Raw genomic sequence first — 21,326 nt, forward strand, 5'->3', positions numbered from 1 at the left:
TTCTGAGTCTGCCGGCGTTGATCCTCTTCCAATTTGATGCGAACAATCTCTGGCTTCTCATCCAATAAAAATCACCTCACCATATTTGATGAGGCAATCATATCGCCCAGAAGCTAGCATTCATATCCGGTCTGTTATTAGGTGCTTACATTGTTTCTACTATTCGGCTTTGCTGGTTTAAGTATACCGGTCTGCAGCCGGTTCTGAAACCTTTTTCCCTTGATTTAGCCAACCAAAACCGGCCATAAAAAACAGCCGCCAACCATGCGCTGGTTGGCGGCTGCCTTCTGCTTCATTACTTCGAAGCCGCAATCTTCTTGCGCTTATCTGCTTTTTGACGTTCGCCGGTGTTCAAAATCTTCTTACGCAGGCGAACACTTTCTGGGGTCACCTCACACAGCTCGTCGTCATTCAAGAATTCAATGGACTCTTCCAAACTCATGTCCTTTGGGGTCTTGATGGCAGCTGCGTGGTCTTTACCAGCCGCCCGGGTGTTGGTCAGGTTCTTCCCCTTCGTCGCGTTAACCGCGATGTCAGTTTCCCGGTTATTCATGCCGACGATCATACCTTCGTAAACTTCCACCCCCGCATCGATGAACAATTGCCCGCGTTCTTCAATGCTTTGCAGGGAGTAAGTCGTCGCCGTGCCGGCGTTGATGGAAACCAGAGCACCGTTAGTCCGGCCTGGGGTCCAGTTCTTAACAACTGGCATGTACTTTTCGAAGGTGTGGTTCATGATCCCGTAACCACCAGTGGATGAAAGGAACTCAGTGGAGTAACCAATCAAGCCTCGGGATGGTGCCAAGAAGACCAGCCGAGTTTGGCCATTGCCTTCATCAGCCATGTCTTGCATTTCACCTTTACGTTGCGCCATCGCATCGATAACCGTGCCGGTGTATTGGCTTGGCACGTCGATTTGGACTTCTTCGTAAGGTTCCATCATTTGGCCATCGATTTCGCGATAGATGACTTCTGGCCGGCCCAGTTGCAGCTCGAAGCCATCGCGGCGCATTTCTTCAACCAAAATGGACAAGTGCAATTCACCACGACCAGAAACCATCCAAGCACCGGCGCGGTCGGTGTCTTCAACGCGCAAGGACACGTCAGTTTGCAGCTGCGCCTTGAGCCGGTCTTCCAGCTTGCGGGCGGTCACTTTGTCGCCTTCGCGACCGGCAAACGGACTGTCATTTTGCATGAACATCATCTGCAAGGTCGGTGGATCGATCCGCAGAATTGGCAAAGCTTCTGGGGTATCAGCCGCCGCAACGGTTTCACCCACGTAGATGTCTTCCATCCCGGAAACGGCAATCAAGTCGCCAGCTTTAGCGGTTTGGACTTCTACCCGCTTCAAGCCAAAGAACCCGAAGATCTTGGTGACGCGGAAGTTCTTCTTGCTACCATCAAGCTTCATGACGGTAACATTATCCCCAACGGAAATCGTGCCGCGGAAGACGCGGCCAATCCCGATCCGGCCCACATAGTCGTTGTAGTCCAACATGGACACTTGGAATTGCAGCGGTTCGTCGGAATTATCGACAGGCGCTGGAATCGTCTTCAAAATGGTGTCGAACAACGGCACCATGGTGTGCTTTTGGTCAGCCGGATCATCGGAGTAGCTGGAAGTCCCGTTCAGCGCGGAAGCATAAACGATTGGGAATTCAAGTTGGTCTTCGTCAGCGCCAAGTTCGATGAAGAGTTCAAGCACTTCATCCACCACTTCGGCGGGACGAGCACCGGGACGATCGATTTTGTTAATGACCACAATTGGGGTCAGGTGTTGTTCCAGAGCCTTCTTCAAAACGAAGCGAGTCTGGGGCATAGTGCCTTCAAACGCATCCACAACCAGCAAAACGCCGTCGACCATCTTCATGATCCGTTCCACTTCACCACCAAAGTCCGCGTGCCCTGGCGTATCCACGATGTTAATCGTGGTGTCGCCATACTTCACGGCGGTGTTCTTGGACAGAATTGTGATCCCACGTTCTTTTTCGATGGCATTGGTGTCCATTGCCCGATCGCCAATTTGGGTGTGTTCTGGTAAGGTATCGGATTGCTTCAACATTTCGTTAACCAAGGTGGTCTTACCATGGTCGACGTGGGCAATGATCGCAATATTCCGAATATCGTCACGTGTCTTCAAGTATCTAAACTTCCTTTCAGCGTGCCTTGCTTCTCAAGGGCACGACTTGACTGCTGCCTCGCCTCATCGGCTGCACGACCTGCGCGGTTCAACCGCCAGGCCATCAGGAGACGTTGCGTCCTGACTCAGGCGGCGGCTTTCGTCGTTTCCGCAAGCACACCGCTTTTTTTGCTCAAAAAAACATGCCTCATGCGAGGCAGTCTTCGTTTTGAAATTATAGCACAAAGGCGGGGGTGTGGATAGACTTTCTGAAAAGAAACCCCGCCTGCACTTCCTGGTTACGCATTCATGCCGGCAATAAAGGCCGCATGGACTTGAGGCATGCCTGCCACCACGACCCCTGCTTCCAGTAAGTCAAGCGGCTGGCCATCACCGCGGGTCACCACGAGCCCAAACCCTTGACCAATGGCAAGGCCTGCCGCGACATCCCAAGGCTGGAGCCATGACACATACCCGCCTAAACGGCCCAAGGCGATGCTTTTAAATTCCATCCCCGCGCTGCCTGACATCCGCACCCCGGATGAGGCTAAGCCTAATTCGCCAAGATGCAGGCGGTTTTTGATCGCCATCGGCCCGCTAATGCCCACCAAACTGGCTGCAAAAGGGCGATCCAGCGGCGGCGTCAAGGGCTCACCATTCAGATTGGGTTTCAGGTCTGGCCCACCGGAAATCACCTCGTTGCGCATCACATCCATGATCGCGCCATACAGCGGCTGGCCGTCCTGATAGACGCCAATCATCACGGCAAAGTTGGCCTGCTGCTTGACGAAGTTCATCGTGCCATCAATCGGATCGACGAAGAACACCAGCCCCGCCAGGCGATCCGCCTTGGCCGCCTGCCCTTCTTCTCCTTCAATGCTGGCGTCGGGAAAAGCGGCGTGAATTTGCTTGATCAGAAAGGCTTGGTTGGCTTTGTCGACATTCGTGACTAAATCATTGCGATTGCTTTTGGTGGCAACGGTCAGGGGTTGCTGCATCGCTGCCAGAATTTGCTGGCGGCTAACTTGTAGCCAGCCTTTGACCGTTTCATCGAGGGCTTTGATTTCCACAATGTCACTCCTTCATTTTAAAGCGATTAGCCGTGGTGGCTTGCGCCTGCTTGACGACTCGGTAGAACGAGTAACCAGATACCGCCTCAAAGGCGCGGCCAAGCTGGCGCTCTTCGCCTTTGGTCGGGACCACCTGCTTAAAGCCTTGATAAGCGGCTTGTAAGTTGGCCCGGTTGACCCCTTTTTCATAAGCATCTTCCACCAGCTGATAAAACGTCGTCACCTTGACCATATCGGCCTGCGACCAGTCTAAGTCTAACGGGTATTCATAATTCGGTTTCATGCTTTTTCTCCTGCTTCCACGGCCGCAATTTGCGCTGCGAGGCGGGTGAGGCACGCCTCCAGCTGGGTGCGTTCGGCCTCAGAGCCTTTGACTTCAAAAGCTGGCGTCACCCCGCGGGCATCAATTTGCACCGGCCGCGCGTACACCGTCGGCCTGGCCTCATTATCATACAGGCTGGCCACCGGTGCAATCAAGGCGCGGCCAAATAAGGCGGCGAGCAGTCGCTCCACCAGGCGACTCGCGACCGCAGCATCCACATTGGCCGCAAAGGTCGTGCAGGCCTCCGTGCACTGGGTCATCAAAGCCGCCCCATCTTCACCTTGCAATAGGCTCATCACCGCCGTCGCACCGATAAACGCCCGACTCCAGAGCAAGGCAAAATCCTGCTGCGTCCCCACTGCATACGCCGTGACCGCATCTGCGGGCACGTCAAACGCGGTGGCGATTTGACGCTCGAAGCATTGCGTCAGTGCCATGGTGCCGAGCCCCAGCACCGCGGTCTTGGGTAACCCCGAAAAGCGTTGCGCAAAGTAAGTCCCCAACTCACTGGCTTGCATCGCGACAATCACTTTCCCAGCAAAACCTGCTGCCATGGCTTCGTTGATCACTTTGCGCATCCCCGCCAAATTCGCGGTGAGGTCCCCGGCCTCGGCGTAGTCCGTCAGCACCAGCACGTCAGCCGTCGCGAATTGCTTAGGCGTGGCCTTGCTGAACGGATTGTCACACACTGCGCTCAACGCGCTCAAGGCCGCTAAATTCAGCGCCTCGGGCTGCGCAGCGCTGATCATCACCGCCAGCGGCAAGCGACTTTGGATTAATCGACTGGCAATTTCGGCCGTGGCAACACTTTGCCCACATACCACAACTTTTTTCATAAAATGTCCTCCCAGATAAAGTCAATTTTATCTAATTTCAAGGAAGAATATTAATACATTTAGGTCACAAATTACCGCGCCCACAAAAATGCGGCTCCGCCAATGGCAAAGCCGCACCTGCTGAAGCGTTATTAGATGTTCACCGGCATGCCCAAGGCCAATTCTGCATCGTCCATAATGGCTTCACCCAAGGTTGGATGTGGGTGGATAGTGAGGGCAATATCTTCAGCATTCATCCCAGTTTCCACGGCTAAGGTCAATTCAGAAATCAAATCTGAAGCACCAGGGCCAGCCACCTGAGCGCCAATCAAGGTGCCGTTCTCATTGGTCACCATGCGCACAAAGCCATCGGTTTGATCCAGACTGATGGCCCGGCCATTAGCGGCAAACGGGAACTTAGCGGCCTTCGCCTTGATGCCCGCCGCTTTGGCTTCCGCCAAGGTCTGGCCAGTGGTGGCCAGTTCCGGATCCGTGAAGCACACCGCCGGCATCGCCCGATAATCCACCGCGACCTTTTTGCCGCTGATGGCTTCAGCTGCCACTTTGCCTTCGTAACTGGCCTTGTGGGCCAAGGCGGCGCCGGCAACAATATCACCAATCGCATAAATGTTAGGCACATTGGTTTGACCTTGGGCGTTGACTTCGATCAGCCCCCGCTCTGTGGTTTTGATGCCCACAATTTCTAAGCCGAGGTTGTCGGTATTCGGGCGCCGGCCCACCGTGACCATGACGGCATCCGCCGCAATGGTTTGATCCTGGCCGTCCACCGTGTAGGTCACCTTGACGCCATCAGCGGTATCTTCCGCCTGTTTCGCCATGGCTGAGGTAATGACAGTCACGCCACGCTTTTGGAACGATTTTGTGACCAGTTGCACCATGTCTTTTTCAAAGTTCGGCAAAATTGATGGCGTGCCTTCCAAAATTGTGACATGGGCACCCAGATTGGCGTAGGCGCTAGCCAGTTCCGAACCCACATAACCGCCGCCAATAATCACAAACTCCTTCGGCACTGCTGGCAGATTCAGACCACCAGTGGAATCAACCACATGAGGACCGAATTTGAAACCTTTGATTTCAATCGGCCGCGAGCCAGTCGCGATGATCAGATTTTTGAAGGTGTAGGTCTGCGCCGAATCTTTTTGCATCACGCGCAGACTATGGTCGTCTTTCAAGAAGGCAGTGCCCCACACCACGTCAATATGATGCTTCTTGAATAACATCCCCACGCCGCCGGTGAGTTTCTCCACCACCTGGTGCTGCTTCCAGTCTTGGGTTTTGGCGAAATCCAGGGTTGCCCCTTGGCTTTGAACCCCAAAGACACTCCCCCCTTGCGCCGCCTGGAAGGCATGCCCCGCGTTGATCAAAGCCTTGCTGGGAATGCACCCCACGTTCAGACACACCCCGCCGATGAAGGTATTTTCAATCACCGTCACTTTCTGACCCATTTGAGCAGCGCGAATCGCCGCCACATAGCCGCCAGGGCCAGAACCAATGACCACCGTGTCTAAATCAATTGCAAAATCTCCCACGACCATGTGCTATCCCTCCATCAGCAGCAGATCAGGATCTGCCAGTAGTGTCTTCAGTTCATTCAGGACGTTTTGCGCCAGCGCGCCATCAATGATGCGGTGATCATAGCTCAACGACAGCTTGAGCATGTTGCCAACCACGATTTCGCCTGCCGGATTGACCCATGGCTCTTTAGCAATCTTGCCCACGCCTAAAATGGCCACTTCCGGCTGATTGATGACTGGCGTGAACCAGCCGCCGCCAATCGAGCCAACGTTCGAAATCGTCATCGAGCCGCCGGTCATTTCGTTTGGTCGCAATTTCTGATCATAGGCCTTTTGGGCATTCTCGCTGATCTCCTTGGCGATTTGGAACACTGATTTGCGGTCGGCGTCTTTAATGACTGGTACATACAAACCGTGCTCGGTGTTCGTGGCGATGCCAACATTAAAGTAGTGCTTGTACACAATTTCGTCAGTGCTGTCGTCAATCGAAGCATTCAGCGCTGGGAAGTCCCGCAAAATCGTGACCAAAGCCTTCACAATGTACGGCAGGAAGGTCAACTTGATGCCTTTATCGGCCGCAATCTGTTTGTAGGCTTTGCGGTGGGCCATTAGCTTAGAGACTTCAACGTCATCGAAGCTGGTCACATGCGGGCTGCGAGCCTTGGAGGCCAACATGGCTTTGGCAATGGCCTTGCGCGTTGGCGTCATCTTTTCCCGGGTTTCCAGCGCTGCGACGTCTGCGGCTGGCGCATAGGCCGCGACCGCTGGCTTAGCTGGTGCTGGTTTGGCCGCAGAGGCTGGTGCCGCCTGCACTGAAGCGGCCGCCACCGGCGCGGCTGGGGCCGCCTTGAAGGCATCAATATCAGCTTTCAAAATCCGCCCGCGCTTGCCGGTGCCTGGCACCTGACTTAAGTCGACCCCTTGCTGGCGGGCATATTGCCGCACTGAAGGCATCGCCAAGATTTCACGTTTGGGATCGACTGCCGCCACTGGAGCGGCTGGTGCCGCCGCTGTTGTTGGTGCCGCTGTTGTTGGTGCCGCTGTTGCTGGTGCCGCTGTTGCTGGTGCCGCTGTTGCTGGTGCGGCCTGGGTCGCAGGCGCAGGGGCTGCCGGAGCCGCCACTGGAGCGGCGGCCGGCGCGTTGTACCCTGGGGCATCCAACTCAATCAAGGTTTGCCCCACTGTGGCGGTTTCGCCTTCTGCCACCAGAATGTTGGTGACAGTGCCAGTCACGGGTGACGGAATTTCTTCAACTGATTTGTCGTTTTGGACCTCAAGTAAGGTGTCGTCTTCTTCGACGTGATCGCCGACTTTGACGTGCCACTTAACGATTTCCCCTTCGGCAATCCCTTCACCGATATCCGGCAATTTGAATTCGTAGCGGCCTTCACCACTCGCCGGCGCCGGTGCGGCAGGTGCGGCTGAAGCAGGAGCCGCTGGCGCGGTTGCTGCGGCCGGGCCGCTGCCATCATCAATTTCCACTAGGGTTTCGCCAACGGTGGCGGTTTCCCCTTCCGGCACCAAGACCTTCAAAATCTTCCCACTCACTGGAGAAGGGATTTCTTCAACAGACTTGTCGTTTTGAATTTCGACCAAGGTATCGTCTTCTTGAACGGTGTCGCCAGGTTGCACGTGCCATTTGACGATTTCGCCTTCAGCGATTCCTTCGCCAATATCAGGTAATTTAAATTCGTATGCCATGATGATGTCCCTTCCTTAAAATGCCAACGTCGCTTTGACTTGGGCCACAATATCCTTAGCGTTCGGGAGCCAGATGGATTCCGCTTCACCAAATGGGAACGGTGTGTCCGGCGCCGCGACCCGCCCGATTGGGGCATCCAGACTCAAAATGGCGTGCTCCGAAATTTCGGCAATCACTGTGCTGGCGACGCCGCCCATGCGCTGGGCTTCTTGGGCCACCACCGCATGATGGGTCTTTTCTACCGAGTGGATAATCGTAGCCGTGTCCAGCGGGGCAATTGTCCGCAGGTCGATAATTTCCACACTGATATTGTCTTTGGCCAATTCATCTGCGGCCTTGATGGCCTCGCGCACCATCGCGCCATAGGTCACGACGGTAAGGTCTGTGCCTTCCCGAGTCACTGCCGCTTGATCCAGCGGCACGGTGTAACTCCCTTCAGGCACTTCGCCGCGGAAGGAGCGATACAGTTTCATGTGTTCGAGGAACAGGACGGGATCATTGCTTTGAATCGAGGCCAGCAGCAACCCTTTGGCATCATACGGATTACTTGGCACGACCACGCGCATACCTGGGAATTGGGCGACCAGCCCTTCGAAGTTGTCCGAGTGCATTTCTGGCGTGTGCACGCCCCCACCAAACGGTGCCCGAATGGTAATCGGCATTTGCCGGGTGTTGCCCATGCGATACCGCATCCGCGACATCTGACCGCCGATACTATCCATCACTTCAAAAATAAACCCATAAAATTGAATTTCAGGAATCGGCCGCCAACCAGTTAAGGCTAAGCCAATCGCCAAGCCGCCAATGCCACTTTCCGCCAGCGGCGTATCAAACACCCGGTCTTCGCCATGCTTGGCCTGCAAGCCATCGGTGGCGCGGAAGACCCCGCCGTTTTTGCCGACATCTTCACCGAAGACGAGGGTTTTCGGATCATCTTTCAGGGCGATATCTAGGGCATCGGTAATCGCTTGAATCATCGTTTTCTGAGTCATGATTACTTAGCCTCCTTTGCTTCATAGGCTGCTAGCTGGGCTTTGACATTCTGCGGTGCCACTTCATAGGTATCTTTCAGAAAACGGGAAACGGTTTGCTTCGGCGCTTGATCCGCCTCATTGATGGCCGCTTTGATTTCAGCTTTGGTTTGGTCAATCAACGCATCTTCCTGCTCCTTGTCCCACAACCCCTTTGAGGTGAGGAACTGGCGCATCCGAATCAGAGGATCGCGCTTTTGCCAAAGTTCATCGGTTTCCTTGCTGCGATAACGGGTCGGGTCATCCCCAGACAGGGTGTGCGGTCCGTAACGATAAGTCAGCGTTTCAATCAGTACGGGACCGTTGCCCGCGGCCGTGAACGCCCGTGCTTCCTTCATCACTTCGTAAACGGCCAAGGCATCCATGCCATCCACTTGAATCCCTGGAATCCCCATGGCGACTGCTTTTTGCGCCAAGGTTTCCGCTGCAGTTTGCTTGGCCCGCGGTACGGAAATCGCAAAGCCATTGTTTTGCACAACTAAAATGGCAGGCGCTTTGAACGCCCCAGCAAAGTTGACCCCTTCATAGAAGTCCCCTTGTGAGGTCCCGCCGTCACCGGTATACGTCCAGGCCACTTCATCACTGCCATTTTTCTTCAGACCTAAAGCCACACCAGCAGTTTGTACATACTGGGCGCCGATGATGATTTGCGGCGGTAAGGCGTGTAGATCGGCCGGATACTCATTGCCGACGACATGACCGCGTGACCATAAGAACGCCTTGGCCAGCGGCAAGCCATGTTGAATCAGCTGCGGGACATCACGGTAGCCGCCCAGCAACCAATCCGTTTTCTTCATTGCAAACGCACTGGCTAACTGGCTGGCTTCTTCCCCAGCCGTCGGTGCATAAAAGCCTAAGCGGCCTTGCCGGTTCAGCGCCGTGGCCCGCTGGTCAAGGACCCGTGACCACACCATTTGACGCATCAACGCCACCAGCTGATCATCTTCTAAGTCAGGCATCAAATCAGGATTAACCACCTCGCCAGTTTCATTAAGAATCTGGATCTCAGGAAAATCTGTTGCCTGGCCGCTTAACAACTGCTCGAAATCAACCGCTGCATGCTTTGCCATAATCAGTCCCTCTTTTCGTTGTACTGTTTCATTATTTTTGTGTAACTGTATTAGTTACATTTCCTACAAATCAAGCCTATCATCACAAAATGCGGAATGCAAGCGTTTTACATTTAAGATTGAAAAAGTGAAATGCCTTTACAGCAACTGTGAAAGGCCTCACAATCTCATTGAAACAGTTTTAAGAATTGATTGATAACAGTGGACATCATGCGGCACAAAAAAAGTCCCCACTGGCTGGTGGGAACTTTGCATCATCCTTGATTAACCTGCTACGGGACTGGGCGACGTGACAGGATCCTGGTGATATCGGAAGGCTGCTTCTTTTGCCGCCTGCCGGTTGTCGACCAGGGACCGATCGAACACGATCGGCGTAAAACCTTGCGCATCAGGCAAAACCCAGCCCGATACGGCTTTAACTTGACTAAAGCGCAGGCCAACGAACCATTGGCCAAGCGCTTTGCATTGACTAAGTAGGAGGTGAAGCCCCATCTTAGCAAAGGCCCACAGGCTTAACGCCTGCTGCCCAGAAAAAACGGCGTGGGTCAGTTGCACACCCATTCGCTGATCACCAGTGGCCACCACGACCACCTGGGCATCAGCCAGTAGGGTGCTGCCAGCAGGGGCAAACCCTGCGGCACAAGTTTGGTTGGTCAAGGTCAAAATCAACTTGAGCCAGCCGGCAACTTGCACCGGTGCGTTGGTTTCAACATCAAACGGCAAAACCGTGTCGGCGTTGAATTCGACCACGTCACCGACGACCAAACTGTTGCACTTCATTGCCCGGCGCAACCCGTCGCGAATCACGAGCACTGGGCGATCAGCGTCGAGCCGCATGGTCCAGTGGGTAAACACATGGCGTGCGGCCAAGATCAGGATTGCGGCCAAGGCAACCGGTACTAGGCCCAGCCAGGCTTGGTCAAACAGGCGGTCCGCCAACAATGCGAGGCCAAGCGTCAGCACTGCGAGCTGACGAAGCGGAAAGGTTGGCCGCAGGGTGTGGGCACGCTGAGTGGTGCCGAATTGCTTTTTTTGGACTTGAGCTTGACTCAAGCCACTTTGTACTTGCATCAACATCGTATGCTCCTCTCTTCCCAGAGAGGCTTAGCGATGCGCCTTATTACTTATGGCATATAAGTGGTGGCACACGATCAAGCCTTCCGGGATCTGCATTGTCCGGACTACCACCATCAACTGCTTGTTTCATGTGCTCACCTTCTTTCATTCACCCGCCGTTGTGCCCCCAAGTTCCACCTTGGGTCATTTTTCTGCGAAACAGAAAAAACGCACACCGATTGAGTATGCGCGCAGTTCTTGCATCCCAATCGTTTAGTTTTAGCACTATACGCCTAGAAAAAATTCTTCAGCTACGTTAGCGCAAGCCTTTGTAGACAAGCGCAGTTGACTCATTGGCATCTCTGGATGTTTCTGAGCAGCAGCATTGTTCGTATAGGAGCCTCACCTAACGGAAAGCACCAGTTATTTACCTACGCCCTCTACTATACGGACTTCAGGTGAAAAAGTCAACTGCAAACGCTGCTGTACCGGCCTAAATGAGCATTTTCTCATCTTCAATCGCAGCGAGTTTTTAACCGCCATCCGTTCACCGCAGCGGTTAATTGTGCTAGAGTAGAAAAGAAATTGACAAACTGGAGGGTCAAAACCTTGTATCTAATGAAAGACATTACCCGCGACGGCGATCCAGTCCTGCGTAAGCGGGCAGCAAAAGTTCAATTCCCCTTATCTGAGGCCGACCAACAACTCGCACACGATTTGATGCAATACTTGGTCATTAGCCAAGACGAAGAGGAAAACAAGAAATACAAACTGCGGCCCGGCGTTGGCTTGGCCGCGCCGCAAGTCGGCGTTTCTGAGTGCATGGCGGCTGTACTCGTGCCCGGCCCGGATGACACGATTTTATTTCAAGAAACCCTCATTAACCCCGTGATTATTTCCAACTCGGTGCAAGACGCCGCCCTCTCCGAAGGCGAAGGCTGCCTGAGCGTGGACAAAGACATTGAAGGTTACGTTGTGCGGCATGATCGCATCACCATTCGCTACCAAAACCTTGAAGGCGAAACCAAAAAGGTGCGCCTCAAGAACTATGCGGCGATTGTTTGCCAACATGAAATCGACCACTTAAATGGGATTTTGTTCTATGACCACATCAACAAAAAAACACCGTTCAAGATGACGCCTGAAGGTGTTTTGATCGACTAAGTGATTTGACCGGCCAGCGCGCCGGTCTTTTTTATGGCCTAGACGCGCTGAATATCCTGCAAATAAGCGATGGTCGGCGCGTTGGTCACAAAAGCGACATCAAAGTGGACAACGCCAGCCCGCTGCCAAAAATCGGTGACCACAAAAGCTGGGTACTGTGGATCAGAGCTGGCAATATGTTGCTGGTTGGCAATCAGTTCCAACTGCTTTTGCAGCTGGCCAGCGGTAATCGTGATTTTCGGCGTGGCGGTTTCGTACTCAAAGCCCATAATGCCATGACCCCAAACATCCGCCACTGGCGCGGAACGCAGCGGCGGTTGATATGGCCAATGCAAGGCGGTCAGGCTTTCCGCCACGATTTGATCGGTGAGTTTTTGACTGTGATGCATAAACAACCGTAAGGCCTGGCGCCGCCGCATGATGCGCCACCAGATGACCACTGCCGCCGCGATGCCCAGCAATAAAACCAAGATCAACCAATACATGCGTTCACTTCCTTTCTTACATTATACGCTATTGGGCGCCAGCCGCGCCGACCGAAGCTTAACGGTGCCTGCGGGGTCCATAGCGAAACCGCCGCAGTTATGCTAAAATGTTTGTAACTGTTGAGTTTTCAACATTTGACCGGCAAAAATTGCGAAGTCGCGCGCCTTGGTGCGCCTTTTTCGCGGATAAAAAGGAGCTTTTTTTATGATCTACAAAGTTTTATATCAATCAGACAAGGTGCGCAACCCGAAGCGGGAAACCACCCAGACCCTTTATCTTGAAGCAGATTCTGCAGCCATTGCGCGAGCGTTGGTGGAAAAAAACACCCCCTACAACATCGAACTCGTGCAAGAGCTATCCGGCAACTTTTTGGACTATGAAAAAAAGTCTGCTGATTTCAAACTGACGGAGTTTTAATATATGAAACTCAATATTAAGAAAAACGAAGTCGCCGTGTTTGCCATCGGCGGCTTAGGAGAAATTGGGAAGAACATGTACGGGGTTCAATACCAAGATGAAATCATCGTCATCGATGCTGGGATCAAGTTTCCAGAAGATGACCTGCTTGGGATTGATTACGTGATTTCCGATTACTCCTATTTGGTGGAAAATCAAGACCAAATTAAGGCCCTGGTGATTACCCACGGGCACGAAGACCACATCGGCGGCATTCCTTATTTTCTCAAGGAAGTACCAAACGTCCCAGTCTATGCCCCACCGTTGGCCGCGGCGCTGATTCGCGGCAAGCTGGAAGAACATGGCCTGCTACGCACCACCGAGCTACATGAACTCAAAGAAGAAGACGTCCTGAAGTTCAAAAACTTGTGGATCGACTTCTTCCGCACCACCCACAGTATCCCAGATACCTTGGGCGTGGCGGTGCACACCCCTTACGGCGCCATTGTGGAAACCGGGGACTATAAGTTCGACTTAACCCCTGTTGGCGATCAGCCTGCCCCTAACTTGCAGCGCATGGCCAAGCTCGGTGAGGAAGGCGTGCTGCTGTTGATGTCCGACAGTACCAATGCCGAAATTCCGAACTTCACCAAGTCCGAACGCTTCGTCGGCCGCTCGATTCGCCATATTCTCGATGGCATTGAAGGGCGCATCATTTTTGCCACCTTCGCGTCCAACATCAGCCGGATGGCTCAGGCCATTTCGGCCGCTCGTGAACATGGTCGCAAAATTGCCGTCTTCGGCCGGTCGATGGAAACCGCGATGGTCAATGGCCGGGAACTTGGCTACTTGGATGTCAAAGATGACGAACTGATCGACCCGCATGAATTGAACAAAATGCCCGCCGACCAGGTCATGATTCTCTGCACCGGCTCGCAAGGTGAGCCGATGGCCGCCTTGTCGCGGATTGCCAATGGCACCCACCGCCAGATCTCCATTCAACCTGGCGACACCGTCATTTTCTCTTCCAACCCCATCCCTGGTAACACTGTTTCAGTGAACCACGTGATCAACGAGCTGGAAGAAGCCGGCGCTACTGTCATCCATGGTAAGGTCAACAACGTCCACACCTCTGGTCACGGTGGTCAGGAAGAACAGAAGCTGATGTTGCGGCTAATGAAGCCCAAGTTCTTCATGCCAATTCACGGGGAATACCGGATGCTGAAAATTCACACCGAGTTAGCCCAAGAATGCCACGTCCCAGAAGAAAACTGCTTCATCATGGACAATGGCGATGTGCTCGCCTTAACGGCCGACACCGCGCGGCGTTCTGGCCACTTCCCGGCTGGCGATGTTTACGTCGATGGCAATGGCGTTGGCGACATCGGTAACGCCGTCATCCGCGACCGCCGCCTGCTTTCGGAAGAAGGCTTGGTCGTAGTCGTCGCCACCATCAACATGCAAAAGCAAGCGGTGTTCGCTGGTCCTGACCTGCTGTCACGCGGCTTTATCTACATGCGAGAAAGCGGCGAGCTGATCAACCAGGCGCAGCATCGCGTCTACCGGACCATCAAGAATACCTTCAAGCAAAACGAGAAAGTCACTGAAGGCATGCTCAAAGAGGCCATCACGTCTAACCTGCAGGAATTCCTGTTTGATAAGACCGAACGCCACCCTGTGATTTTGCCAATGCTGATTACCTTGTAAGAACTGGCACTCAGATGTGAACCTTAAACATTTGGGTGCTTTTTTAGTGGATTATGGCAATCAGTTGTGTCAATTTATTCTAATCGGTATAATCGGCATTAGTGATTTTTGAGGAGGATCCCCACATGGCCGCTGGCTTCTACTACATTATTTTCAACCCCGCTGCCGGTTCGGGCAACGCAGTTAAAATTTACCATGCCGTGAAAGCCGAACTCGACGCGCGGCAAATCGCCTATGAAACGCGGGTGAGTCGCTACGCCGGCCATACCATCCAACTGGCGCGGCAAATTGGCAGCTTCAATGAGCGCCAAGACGCAGTGGTGTTGACCATCGGCGGTGATGGCACCTTGAATCAGACCATCACCGGCCTGCGGATGACGTCGCAAAGCGACCTGCCTGTCGGTTACATTCCGGCTGGCTCAGGCAACGACTTCGCGCGCGGCGTTGGCCTCAGCGAGGACCCGATGAAAGCCTTGGCCCAAGTCCTGGCATCAGAGGCACCGCTGACCTTAGATATTGGCCGCTACACCGAACATACGCACCATGAAACCGGGTATTTCGTCAACAATGTCGGCATCGGCTTCGATGCCGCCGTGGTCGCTTCCAACACCCATAGCCGCATCAAACGGATTTTGAATCGGCTGTACCTAGGCAAGTTATCTTATTTCTTCTCCGGCGTTAAAACCTTCTTTACAACGAAAACCTTCGACGTGGTGGTTTACGACCAAGCTGGCAAAATGGAGCTCATCCCCCGGGCCTTCCTGGTAGACGCCACCAATCACCCCTATTTTGGCGGGGGTATTCGGTTTATGCCCCAAGCCACGCCCACCGATGGCCTGCTAGATTTAGTGGTCGTTGAGCACCCGAACTGGCTTGCCTTCCTGTTTTTGCTGGTGCAAATGATTCGCGGCAAGGCCGCGCAATATCCGCAGGTCCACTACCTCAAGGGCAAACATCTGCGGCTTGAAACCACAGCCCTGGAACCGGGGCAAATGGACGGCGAAGAGATGGGCACCCGGTCTTTTGAGCTCGAATTCACCACCACCACCCAACGCTTCTGGTTTAAACTCGATTAAAAAACCGGCTGCCAACCTTCATCAAGGTTGACCGCCGGTTTTTGATTCGCATCAGAAATAATCAGAGAAGTATGGTTCTTCCATGGGAATGATCCGCTCCAGCAGCTTGATCGCCGCGGGGCTAGCCTGCAAGCGCTCGATTTGCGCCAAATACGACGGCCGCCGATAGCTCATCAGCATGGTGGTTAAAGTGGCAATATCGATTTTGACTGCCTCACCCACGGGCCGATCGGTCACGTGCAGCTGGCCTTTGTCATCCCACCACAGGCCAAAAACGCCCACATTCCATTCCGCTAAGGGGTCGCTGACCACAAAGTGCACCGGCTTATCTGGTTCCACGAAGGGATACGCCTTCAGAAATTCGGCGACATCGACAATCCGCGCCATAAAGTACGGATGAATGGTTTGCATGATGTCCCCATCATCCAACAGAAAATGCAGCGGTTCATTTTTGTAGATATTGCCTTTGACATGCTCCACCATTGAGAAATGCGCCGCCACGAAATTCCACAGGCCGCTGCGGGCTTCTTGGGTGTTGTACACCATCTCTTTGATGTGGAAAACCTCATCAGCGATCCAATACAAGACATAACCCTGGGGCAGGTCGTTTTCATCGTAGTACACACCGGCAATTCGCTCGTCTTCATCTTCCCAGCGCCAGTATTCGTCCCAGTTCAGCTGATTTCTGATCATCGCCCCATGATTGTGCAAGGCAAAGCGATTGTAGGTTTCAATCACATCCGGATCATCAATTTCCAGCCGTTCAACATGGCCTGGCATGTCCGGCACGGATTTTGGCAGCTGGGTGTCTTTAACATCGAAGGTCAAATGATCGGACATGATTTCCCAGCCTTTTTTCCGGTAAAACGGAATGCTGTAAGGATAAAGGTAAGAAATCCACTGCTGGTGTTCGCGCATATGTTGAAGGGCCAACTTAACCAAATCATGCATTAAGCCGTGACCGGCGTATTCGGGATAGGTCCCAACGCCAGTCAAACCACCCATTTGAAAGACCCGGCCGTGAATATTCACACGGCACGGATAGACGGCAAGCTGAGAAATCAGCTCATCGCCGTGCCACCACCCGATGACATCGGATTTTTCGAGCACCGGCCGTTTAGCGCGTTCCAGTTCACCGTCTTCATAACCAGATTCTTCGACTTCCTTGGCGGTCACCTGAAACACATAGGCCAGCAAATTATTAAATTGTTCTAGATCATGCGGGGTCACGGGTCGAATTTCTAACCCGCTTCGACTATCGTCTTCCATACCAAACTCCTTCTAGGCTTTGGCCGCAGCGGCAAGCTGCTGCGGCGTGAGACCATTCAGCCCAATCAACGGGTCAATGGTCTGCGCCATCACTAAGGCCGGCGTCAAGCGAAAATCGGCTGGCGCGGCAGGCGCTTTGGTTCCATTATCTAAAGCATTCGGCGGAGTGTCAACTGGCCCAGCGTCGGTTGCCGCGTTGACGAGGGTGAATTTAGCAGGCAACACCGCTGTTAATCGCGCCACTAACGCGGTTTTGCGATTATCAGCCACGGCCTGCACCGCCAGTTCAAAAGCGCGGGGATCGCCGAGCAAAATCAAGTAGTTACGCGCCCGGGTCACAGCCGTGTACAGCAAATTACGCCGCAGCATCCGTCGCGCACCCAAAGTCAGCGGCAAAATAACCACCGGAAACTCGCTCCCCTGCGCCTTATGAATCGTGGTGGCATACGCCAGCGTAATTTTGGTCCAATCGCTACGTTTATACTGCAGCTCGTTGCCATCAAAGTCGATGGTCAATTCATCCGTTTTACTTTCGGCTTGTTTGGCCATGGTAATACCAGTGATCATGCCCAGCTCGCCGTTAAAGACGTTCTGCTCCGGGCTATTCACCAGCTGGAGCACCTTGTCGCCAATGCGGTAATGCACCAGGCCCGCATCGACTTCCTTGGTGCGGGCATCTTTTTTGGGATTAAGAATGTCTTGAATCAAAGGATTAAGCTGATCGATGCCGGCGGTGCCGCGATACATCGGCGCGAGCACTTGCATATCGGCGGGATCAAACTGCTGAGCCGCCCGCCCCACGACCTGTCCCACGACCCGCGGCAATTGCTCCGGCGGGCACAGAATGAACGAGCGGTCAGCGCGATTTTGCTGCCAATCAGCCGGTAGCTTACCGGTGTTGATGGCATGCGCCAGGGGAATGATGGAGCTGTCAGCGTCTTGGCGATGAATATGCGTCAGTTCCAACGCCGGCAGTGTATGACTGCGGAGCAAGTCAGCGAAAACCTGCCCCGGTCCGACTGAGGGCAGCTGATCTTTATCCCCCACCAAAATTAACTTGATGCCAGGATGCAACGCCGCCAGCAACGTGCGGAACAAATAAGTGTCCACCATCGACATCTCATCAACAATGAGCAGGCCATCAGGCAACTCTTTGGGCTCATAATCTTGCGTATCAATGGCCAAACCCAGCAGGCGATGAATCGTGCTCGCCGGCAGGCCGGTGGTTTCCATCATGCGCTTGCTGGCACGGCCAGTCGGCGCCGCCAACATCAACGGAAACGGCTCATCGTGATAGGAATTGACGTCAAGGCTCAAATCATTCAGCGCCGCATACGCCCGCACAATCCCATTGATGACCGTGGTCTTACCAGTCCCTGGGCCACCAGTGAACAGAAACAAAGGCTGCTCGATTGCGGTTTGGATGGCTTCGCGCTGAGTGTCGTCATAGGCAATCCCCTGCGCTTTTTCCACTTGCTTGATGACTTTGGCCGTGTGTTTGGAGGCTTTGGTGTCATCGCCGAGCAGTTGTTTGAGCCGGGTGGCAATTTCGCCTTCGGCATCATAGAGGCGCTTCGGGAACACCTTTTGGCCATCGACATACAGTTGATTTTTCTTGGTCAGGGTTAAGATCGCTTGGCCGACCTGATTGGGATCGATTTCGACATTGCGCGCGCCTTCCAGCAGGCCCACCGCATTATTGATCAGCATCGGCAACTCAACATAGGTATCGCCTTCACCATCTGTCATGCGACTGAGTTCGTCCAATACCGCGCCGCCTAAGCGAATTTGGGCATCTGGCGCAATGTGCATCCGCGCCGCAATCGCGTCCGCCCGTTTGAACCCAATCCCGTCGATGTCGGCAATCAGCTGGTAAGGATTCTCCTCAATCACGTCCAGCGCATCGGTTTTGTAGAGCTGATAGATTTTAGCTGCCATATTCGACGTAAAGCCAAAGTCATTGAGGCCAATGATGACCTGCTCCATCCCCAAATTCAGCTGCAGATTGTCCACCAGCACCGCGCGCTTGGCTGCATTCAGGCCGAGCGGAATCAGCACCTTTTCGTCCTTGAGAATCTTATCAATCGCCTTGACCCCCAGCGCATCCACAATTTTTTGCGCGGTAATGGTGCCAATACCAGGAAAGCGATCCGAGCTCAAATAAGCCACCAAGCCTTGCTTGGAGGTCGGCTTGTCAACCTGATAATTATCCGCGGCAAATTGAAGCCCATATTTCGGATGATTGACCACTTTGCCGACGAAGGTGTAAGTTTCGTCTTCTTTGATGTCGCCAAAATTCCCGGTGACCACAATTTCGTCATCAGGCCATTGAATGTTGGTTTTCGTGATGGTGATCAGAATGATCTTAAAAAAAGAAGTCGGGCTTTGGAAGAAAAGACTCTTGACCCGACCACTGACTGTTGGCTGTTCAGCTTCATTCATCGGCTTGACCTTGCGCTTTCAAAAAACCGGCGATATCGCGGACCTGACCGACTTTACTTTGGTAGCCTTTAGGATCGAGCGCCTTGGCTTCATCCAGCCACTTTTGGCCATCAATGCCAGCGCCAGTTTGCGCCATGCCATAAGTGAATAGCACCCCGGCATCTTTCATTTTGAGAAACGGCTTCAGCAGCCGACTAGCATCCTTAAACGCCCCAAAACCGAGCAACAGCTGGGCCGCCAGCAAAGCGGCGTCCACCTTTTCTGGGGCGGCTTCATGGGCCGTGAGCGCGTAAGCCAAGGCTTTTTGGGTACGACCCGCATGCTGCTCGCTCAGCGCCAGCATGTATTGGGCATCAGTTTGCAAGCTGCCTTGCCCTTGCGCCAGTTGCTTGAAGTACTTGCTGGCGAGGTCAAAGTTTTCCTGGCTGAAAGCCAATAAGCCGGCATCATACGTCAATTCTGGATGGTTAGGAAACAGCCCCAGCGCGCGCACCAACAACTGGCTGGCTTCATCAAAAGCGTGGATGCCAATCAGCATCGTGGCCAGCACCGCGTAGCGTTTCGGGTCGGTCGGTTTGTCATCGATGCGCTGAACGGCTTCACGAATGGCGGCATCATGGTCACCTTGATTGAACTGCTTGATCATGGCTTGTTCACTCATTGCTTCGCCTCCTCAAATCGTGTCGCTGGCTTCCAGTTTCTTGGTGATATACGACGTTTCGTTCCACTTAATGAGTTTGAAGGGCAGCTGTGGACCATGCGCCGCCAAAATCGTCACACTGCTATTGGTCAATCCGCCTGCCTTGCGCAAGTCCTTGATGGGTTTACCCAAAAGCGTTTGCACCAGCGCCGTCAATGCCGCGCCATGGCTGACGAACAGCAGGTTTTCATCACCAGTGTGATCCGCCCGCACCGCATCTAACACCACCGGCTCCATGCGGTCAATCAGCTCAGCGAAAGACTCGCCTTGAATCGCCGTCGGGTCATACTCAGCTGGGGCATGGCGGAAACTGTACAGCTCCTGCGGATAACGTTTGGCCACATCGGTGAAGCGCATGCCTTCCATGCGGCCAAGATTAAACTCGCGCATCCCCACCGTAATGGTCACCGGAATGGTTTGCCCCAGTTGTTTGATCAGATACTGGGCCGTCGTTTTCGCGCGCGGCAGTGGGCTGACATAGGCGCGGCTGAACTTCACCTGATGGGCCGTGAGGTAATGGGCCAGTTGACTGATTTCCTCGTAGCTCTCCTTCAGTAGCGGCGAGTCGCCGTTTGCGCCTTGGTAGCGCCCTTCAAGATTCCACTCTGTCTTCCCATGCCGAACAAAATATAAACGCGTCACGCCTGACCCTCCAATTGAGTTCTATCTCTACCAATTATCGCGATTTAGGCGCAGTAATTCAAGGGTCGGCTAAAAAGCCAGTGGCAGTTGACCGCCAGCTCTAATCGAAAGCGTTAAAAACCAGCAAGGCGCATGGCGTCTTCAGTCACCGCCAGGCCTTCATGTTTGAGCAGCCAAGCTTTCCGCTCCAGGCCGCCGGCATAACCGACTAGCGCCCCAGTTTGGCCCACAATGCGATGGCACGGCACAATCACGCTGAGCGGGTTGTGGCCCACCGCCCCGCCGATAGCTCGGGCTGCGGTCGGATGGCCTTGCTGCTGACTGATTTGATCGGCTAGTTGCTGATACGTCGCCACCTGCCCTGCTGGCACCTGACACAACGCTTGCATCACGTGCTGGCGGTATGGTGTGCCGGTTAAATGCAGGGACAAATCCCCTAGCGGCTGCGGCCCTACCGCAAAATAGCGCTGCAGCCAGTGCGTGGCCTGCCGCAAAATTGGTGTTTGCGTGTCAGCGGCCGCGGCCAAATCAAACTGACCACCAAAGTATTGTTGCCCATCAAACCACACCCCGAGCAGACCTTGCTCATCTGCCAGCAGGGTCATGGCTCCCAGCGGCGAAGTGATCCTTGTTTTCGCTTGCATGTGCTCATCTCCTTGGTTAGATTGTAGCACGCGAACAAATGTTTGACGAAGCGAAAATCGTAAAAAAAACGCCCTTCCAC

The 21,326-nt window shown here is 53.8% G+C and carries 19 protein-coding genes and 1 riboswitch; of the genes, 4 read left to right on the plus strand and 15 right to left on the minus strand.

Annotated features, from left to right (window positions below):
- Positions 1–295: 295 nt before the first annotated feature.
- The 9 genes from typA to EKM90_RS06805 form a co-directional block, all read right to left on the minus strand.
- Positions 296–2,140 carry a translational GTPase TypA gene (gene typA / locus EKM90_RS06765; protein ID WP_125580985.1) on the minus strand — a complete coding sequence of 615 codons (1,845 nt, stop codon included), beginning with the start codon at positions 2,138–2,140 and terminating at the stop codon, positions 296–298.
- A 278-nt stretch (positions 2,141–2,418) separates the two neighbouring features.
- Entirely contained in the window at positions 2,419–3,189 is a 771-nt protein-coding gene (locus EKM90_RS06770; RefSeq protein ID WP_225422760.1) for an inositol monophosphatase family protein, read from the minus strand.
- 4 nt (positions 3,190–3,193) lie between these two features.
- Positions 3,194–3,472, minus strand: coding sequence for a UPF0223 family protein (locus tag EKM90_RS06775; protein WP_125580987.1), 279 nt, complete (start codon positions 3,470–3,472; stop codon positions 3,194–3,196).
- Positions 3,469–4,347, minus strand: coding sequence for a Rossmann-fold NAD(P)-binding domain-containing protein (locus tag EKM90_RS06780; protein ID WP_125580989.1), 879 nt, complete (start codon positions 4,345–4,347; stop codon positions 3,469–3,471). Before EKM90_RS06780 ends, EKM90_RS06775 begins: the two co-directional genes overlap by 4 nt.
- 131 nt (positions 4,348–4,478) lie before the next feature.
- Positions 4,479–5,882, minus strand: a complete 1,404-nt coding sequence (gene lpdA / locus EKM90_RS06785) for a dihydrolipoyl dehydrogenase (RefSeq protein WP_125580991.1) — start codon at positions 5,880–5,882, stop codon at positions 4,479–4,481.
- A 3-nt stretch (positions 5,883–5,885) separates the two neighbouring features.
- Positions 5,886–7,562 carry a dihydrolipoyllysine-residue acetyltransferase gene (locus tag EKM90_RS06790; protein WP_125580993.1) on the minus strand — a complete coding sequence of 559 codons (1,677 nt, stop codon included), beginning with the start codon at positions 7,560–7,562 and terminating at the stop codon, positions 5,886–5,888.
- A gap of 15 nt (positions 7,563–7,577) precedes the next feature.
- On the minus strand, positions 7,578–8,555 hold the full coding sequence (locus EKM90_RS06795; protein WP_125580995.1) for an alpha-ketoacid dehydrogenase subunit beta: 978 nt from the start codon (positions 8,553–8,555) through the stop codon (positions 7,578–7,580).
- A gap of 2 nt (positions 8,556–8,557) precedes the next feature.
- Complete coding sequence (pdhA, locus tag EKM90_RS06800) at positions 8,558–9,664, minus strand: pyruvate dehydrogenase (acetyl-transferring) E1 component subunit alpha (RefSeq protein ID WP_125580997.1); 1,107 nt, start codon at positions 9,662–9,664, stop codon at positions 8,558–8,560.
- A gap of 264 nt (positions 9,665–9,928) precedes the next feature.
- Positions 9,929–10,741 (minus strand): hypothetical protein, encoded by an 813-nt coding sequence (locus tag EKM90_RS06805; RefSeq protein ID WP_125580999.1) that lies wholly within the window; start codon positions 10,739–10,741, stop codon positions 9,929–9,931.
- A gap of 236 nt (positions 10,742–10,977) precedes the next feature.
- A riboswitch (M-box (ykoK) riboswitch) is annotated at positions 10,978–11,141 on the minus strand.
- A 188-nt stretch (positions 11,142–11,329) separates the two neighbouring features.
- Here EKM90_RS06805 and def point away from each other — a divergent pair.
- Positions 11,330–11,884, plus strand: a complete 555-nt coding sequence (gene def / locus EKM90_RS06810) for a peptide deformylase (protein WP_125581001.1) — start codon at positions 11,330–11,332, stop codon at positions 11,882–11,884.
- Positions 11,885–11,922: 38 nt separating this feature from the next.
- On the opposite strand, the gene EKM90_RS06815 is transcribed toward def, so the two are convergent.
- Positions 11,923–12,369: a hypothetical protein gene (locus EKM90_RS06815; RefSeq protein ID WP_125581002.1), complete on the minus strand. Its 447-nt coding sequence runs from the start codon at positions 12,367–12,369 to the stop codon at positions 11,923–11,925.
- Between the two features lie 205 nt (positions 12,370–12,574).
- On the opposite strand from EKM90_RS06815, the gene EKM90_RS06820 reads away from it, so the two are divergent.
- From EKM90_RS06820 to EKM90_RS06830, 3 genes are all read left to right on the plus strand, one after another.
- Positions 12,575–12,787: a DNA-dependent RNA polymerase subunit epsilon gene (locus EKM90_RS06820; RefSeq protein WP_125581004.1), complete on the plus strand. Its 213-nt coding sequence runs from the start codon at positions 12,575–12,577 to the stop codon at positions 12,785–12,787.
- 3 nt (positions 12,788–12,790) lie between these two features.
- Positions 12,791–14,473, plus strand: a complete 1,683-nt coding sequence (rnjA, locus tag EKM90_RS06825) for a ribonuclease J1 (RefSeq protein ID WP_125581006.1) — start codon at positions 12,791–12,793, stop codon at positions 14,471–14,473.
- A gap of 125 nt (positions 14,474–14,598) precedes the next feature.
- Positions 14,599–15,549 (plus strand): diacylglycerol/lipid kinase family protein, encoded by a 951-nt coding sequence (locus tag EKM90_RS06830; RefSeq protein ID WP_125581008.1) that lies wholly within the window; start codon positions 14,599–14,601, stop codon positions 15,547–15,549.
- A gap of 51 nt (positions 15,550–15,600) precedes the next feature.
- Here the strand turns inward: EKM90_RS06830 and EKM90_RS06835 are convergent, their stop codons facing one another.
- From EKM90_RS06835 to EKM90_RS06855, 5 genes are all read right to left on the minus strand, one after another.
- Positions 15,601–16,818 (minus strand): GNAT family N-acetyltransferase, encoded by a 1,218-nt coding sequence (locus EKM90_RS06835; RefSeq protein WP_125581011.1) that lies wholly within the window; start codon positions 16,816–16,818, stop codon positions 15,601–15,603.
- A gap of 12 nt (positions 16,819–16,830) precedes the next feature.
- Positions 16,831–19,260 carry an SF1B family DNA helicase RecD2 gene (gene recD2 / locus EKM90_RS06840; RefSeq protein ID WP_125581013.1) on the minus strand — a complete coding sequence of 810 codons (2,430 nt, stop codon included), beginning with the start codon at positions 19,258–19,260 and terminating at the stop codon, positions 16,831–16,833.
- Positions 19,253–19,921: a tetratricopeptide repeat protein gene (locus EKM90_RS06845; RefSeq protein ID WP_225422764.1), complete on the minus strand. Its 669-nt coding sequence runs from the start codon at positions 19,919–19,921 to the stop codon at positions 19,253–19,255. The genes recD2 and EKM90_RS06845 overlap by 8 nt, the downstream gene beginning before the upstream one ends.
- A gap of 12 nt (positions 19,922–19,933) precedes the next feature.
- The gene (locus tag EKM90_RS06850) at positions 19,934–20,602 is read right to left on the minus strand and encodes a histidine phosphatase family protein (RefSeq protein ID WP_125581015.1); all 669 of its coding nucleotides are present in this window, start codon (positions 20,600–20,602) and stop codon (positions 19,934–19,936) included.
- Positions 20,603–20,715: 113 nt separating this feature from the next.
- The gene (locus tag EKM90_RS06855) at positions 20,716–21,246 is read right to left on the minus strand and encodes a methylated-DNA--[protein]-cysteine S-methyltransferase (RefSeq protein ID WP_125581017.1); all 531 of its coding nucleotides are present in this window, start codon (positions 21,244–21,246) and stop codon (positions 20,716–20,718) included.
- Positions 21,247–21,326 lie beyond the last annotated feature (80 nt).

It is taken from the genome of Lacticaseibacillus suibinensis, assembly GCF_003946175.1.
Taxonomy (GTDB): Bacteria; Bacillota; Bacilli; order Lactobacillales; family Lactobacillaceae; genus Lacticaseibacillus; species Lacticaseibacillus suibinensis.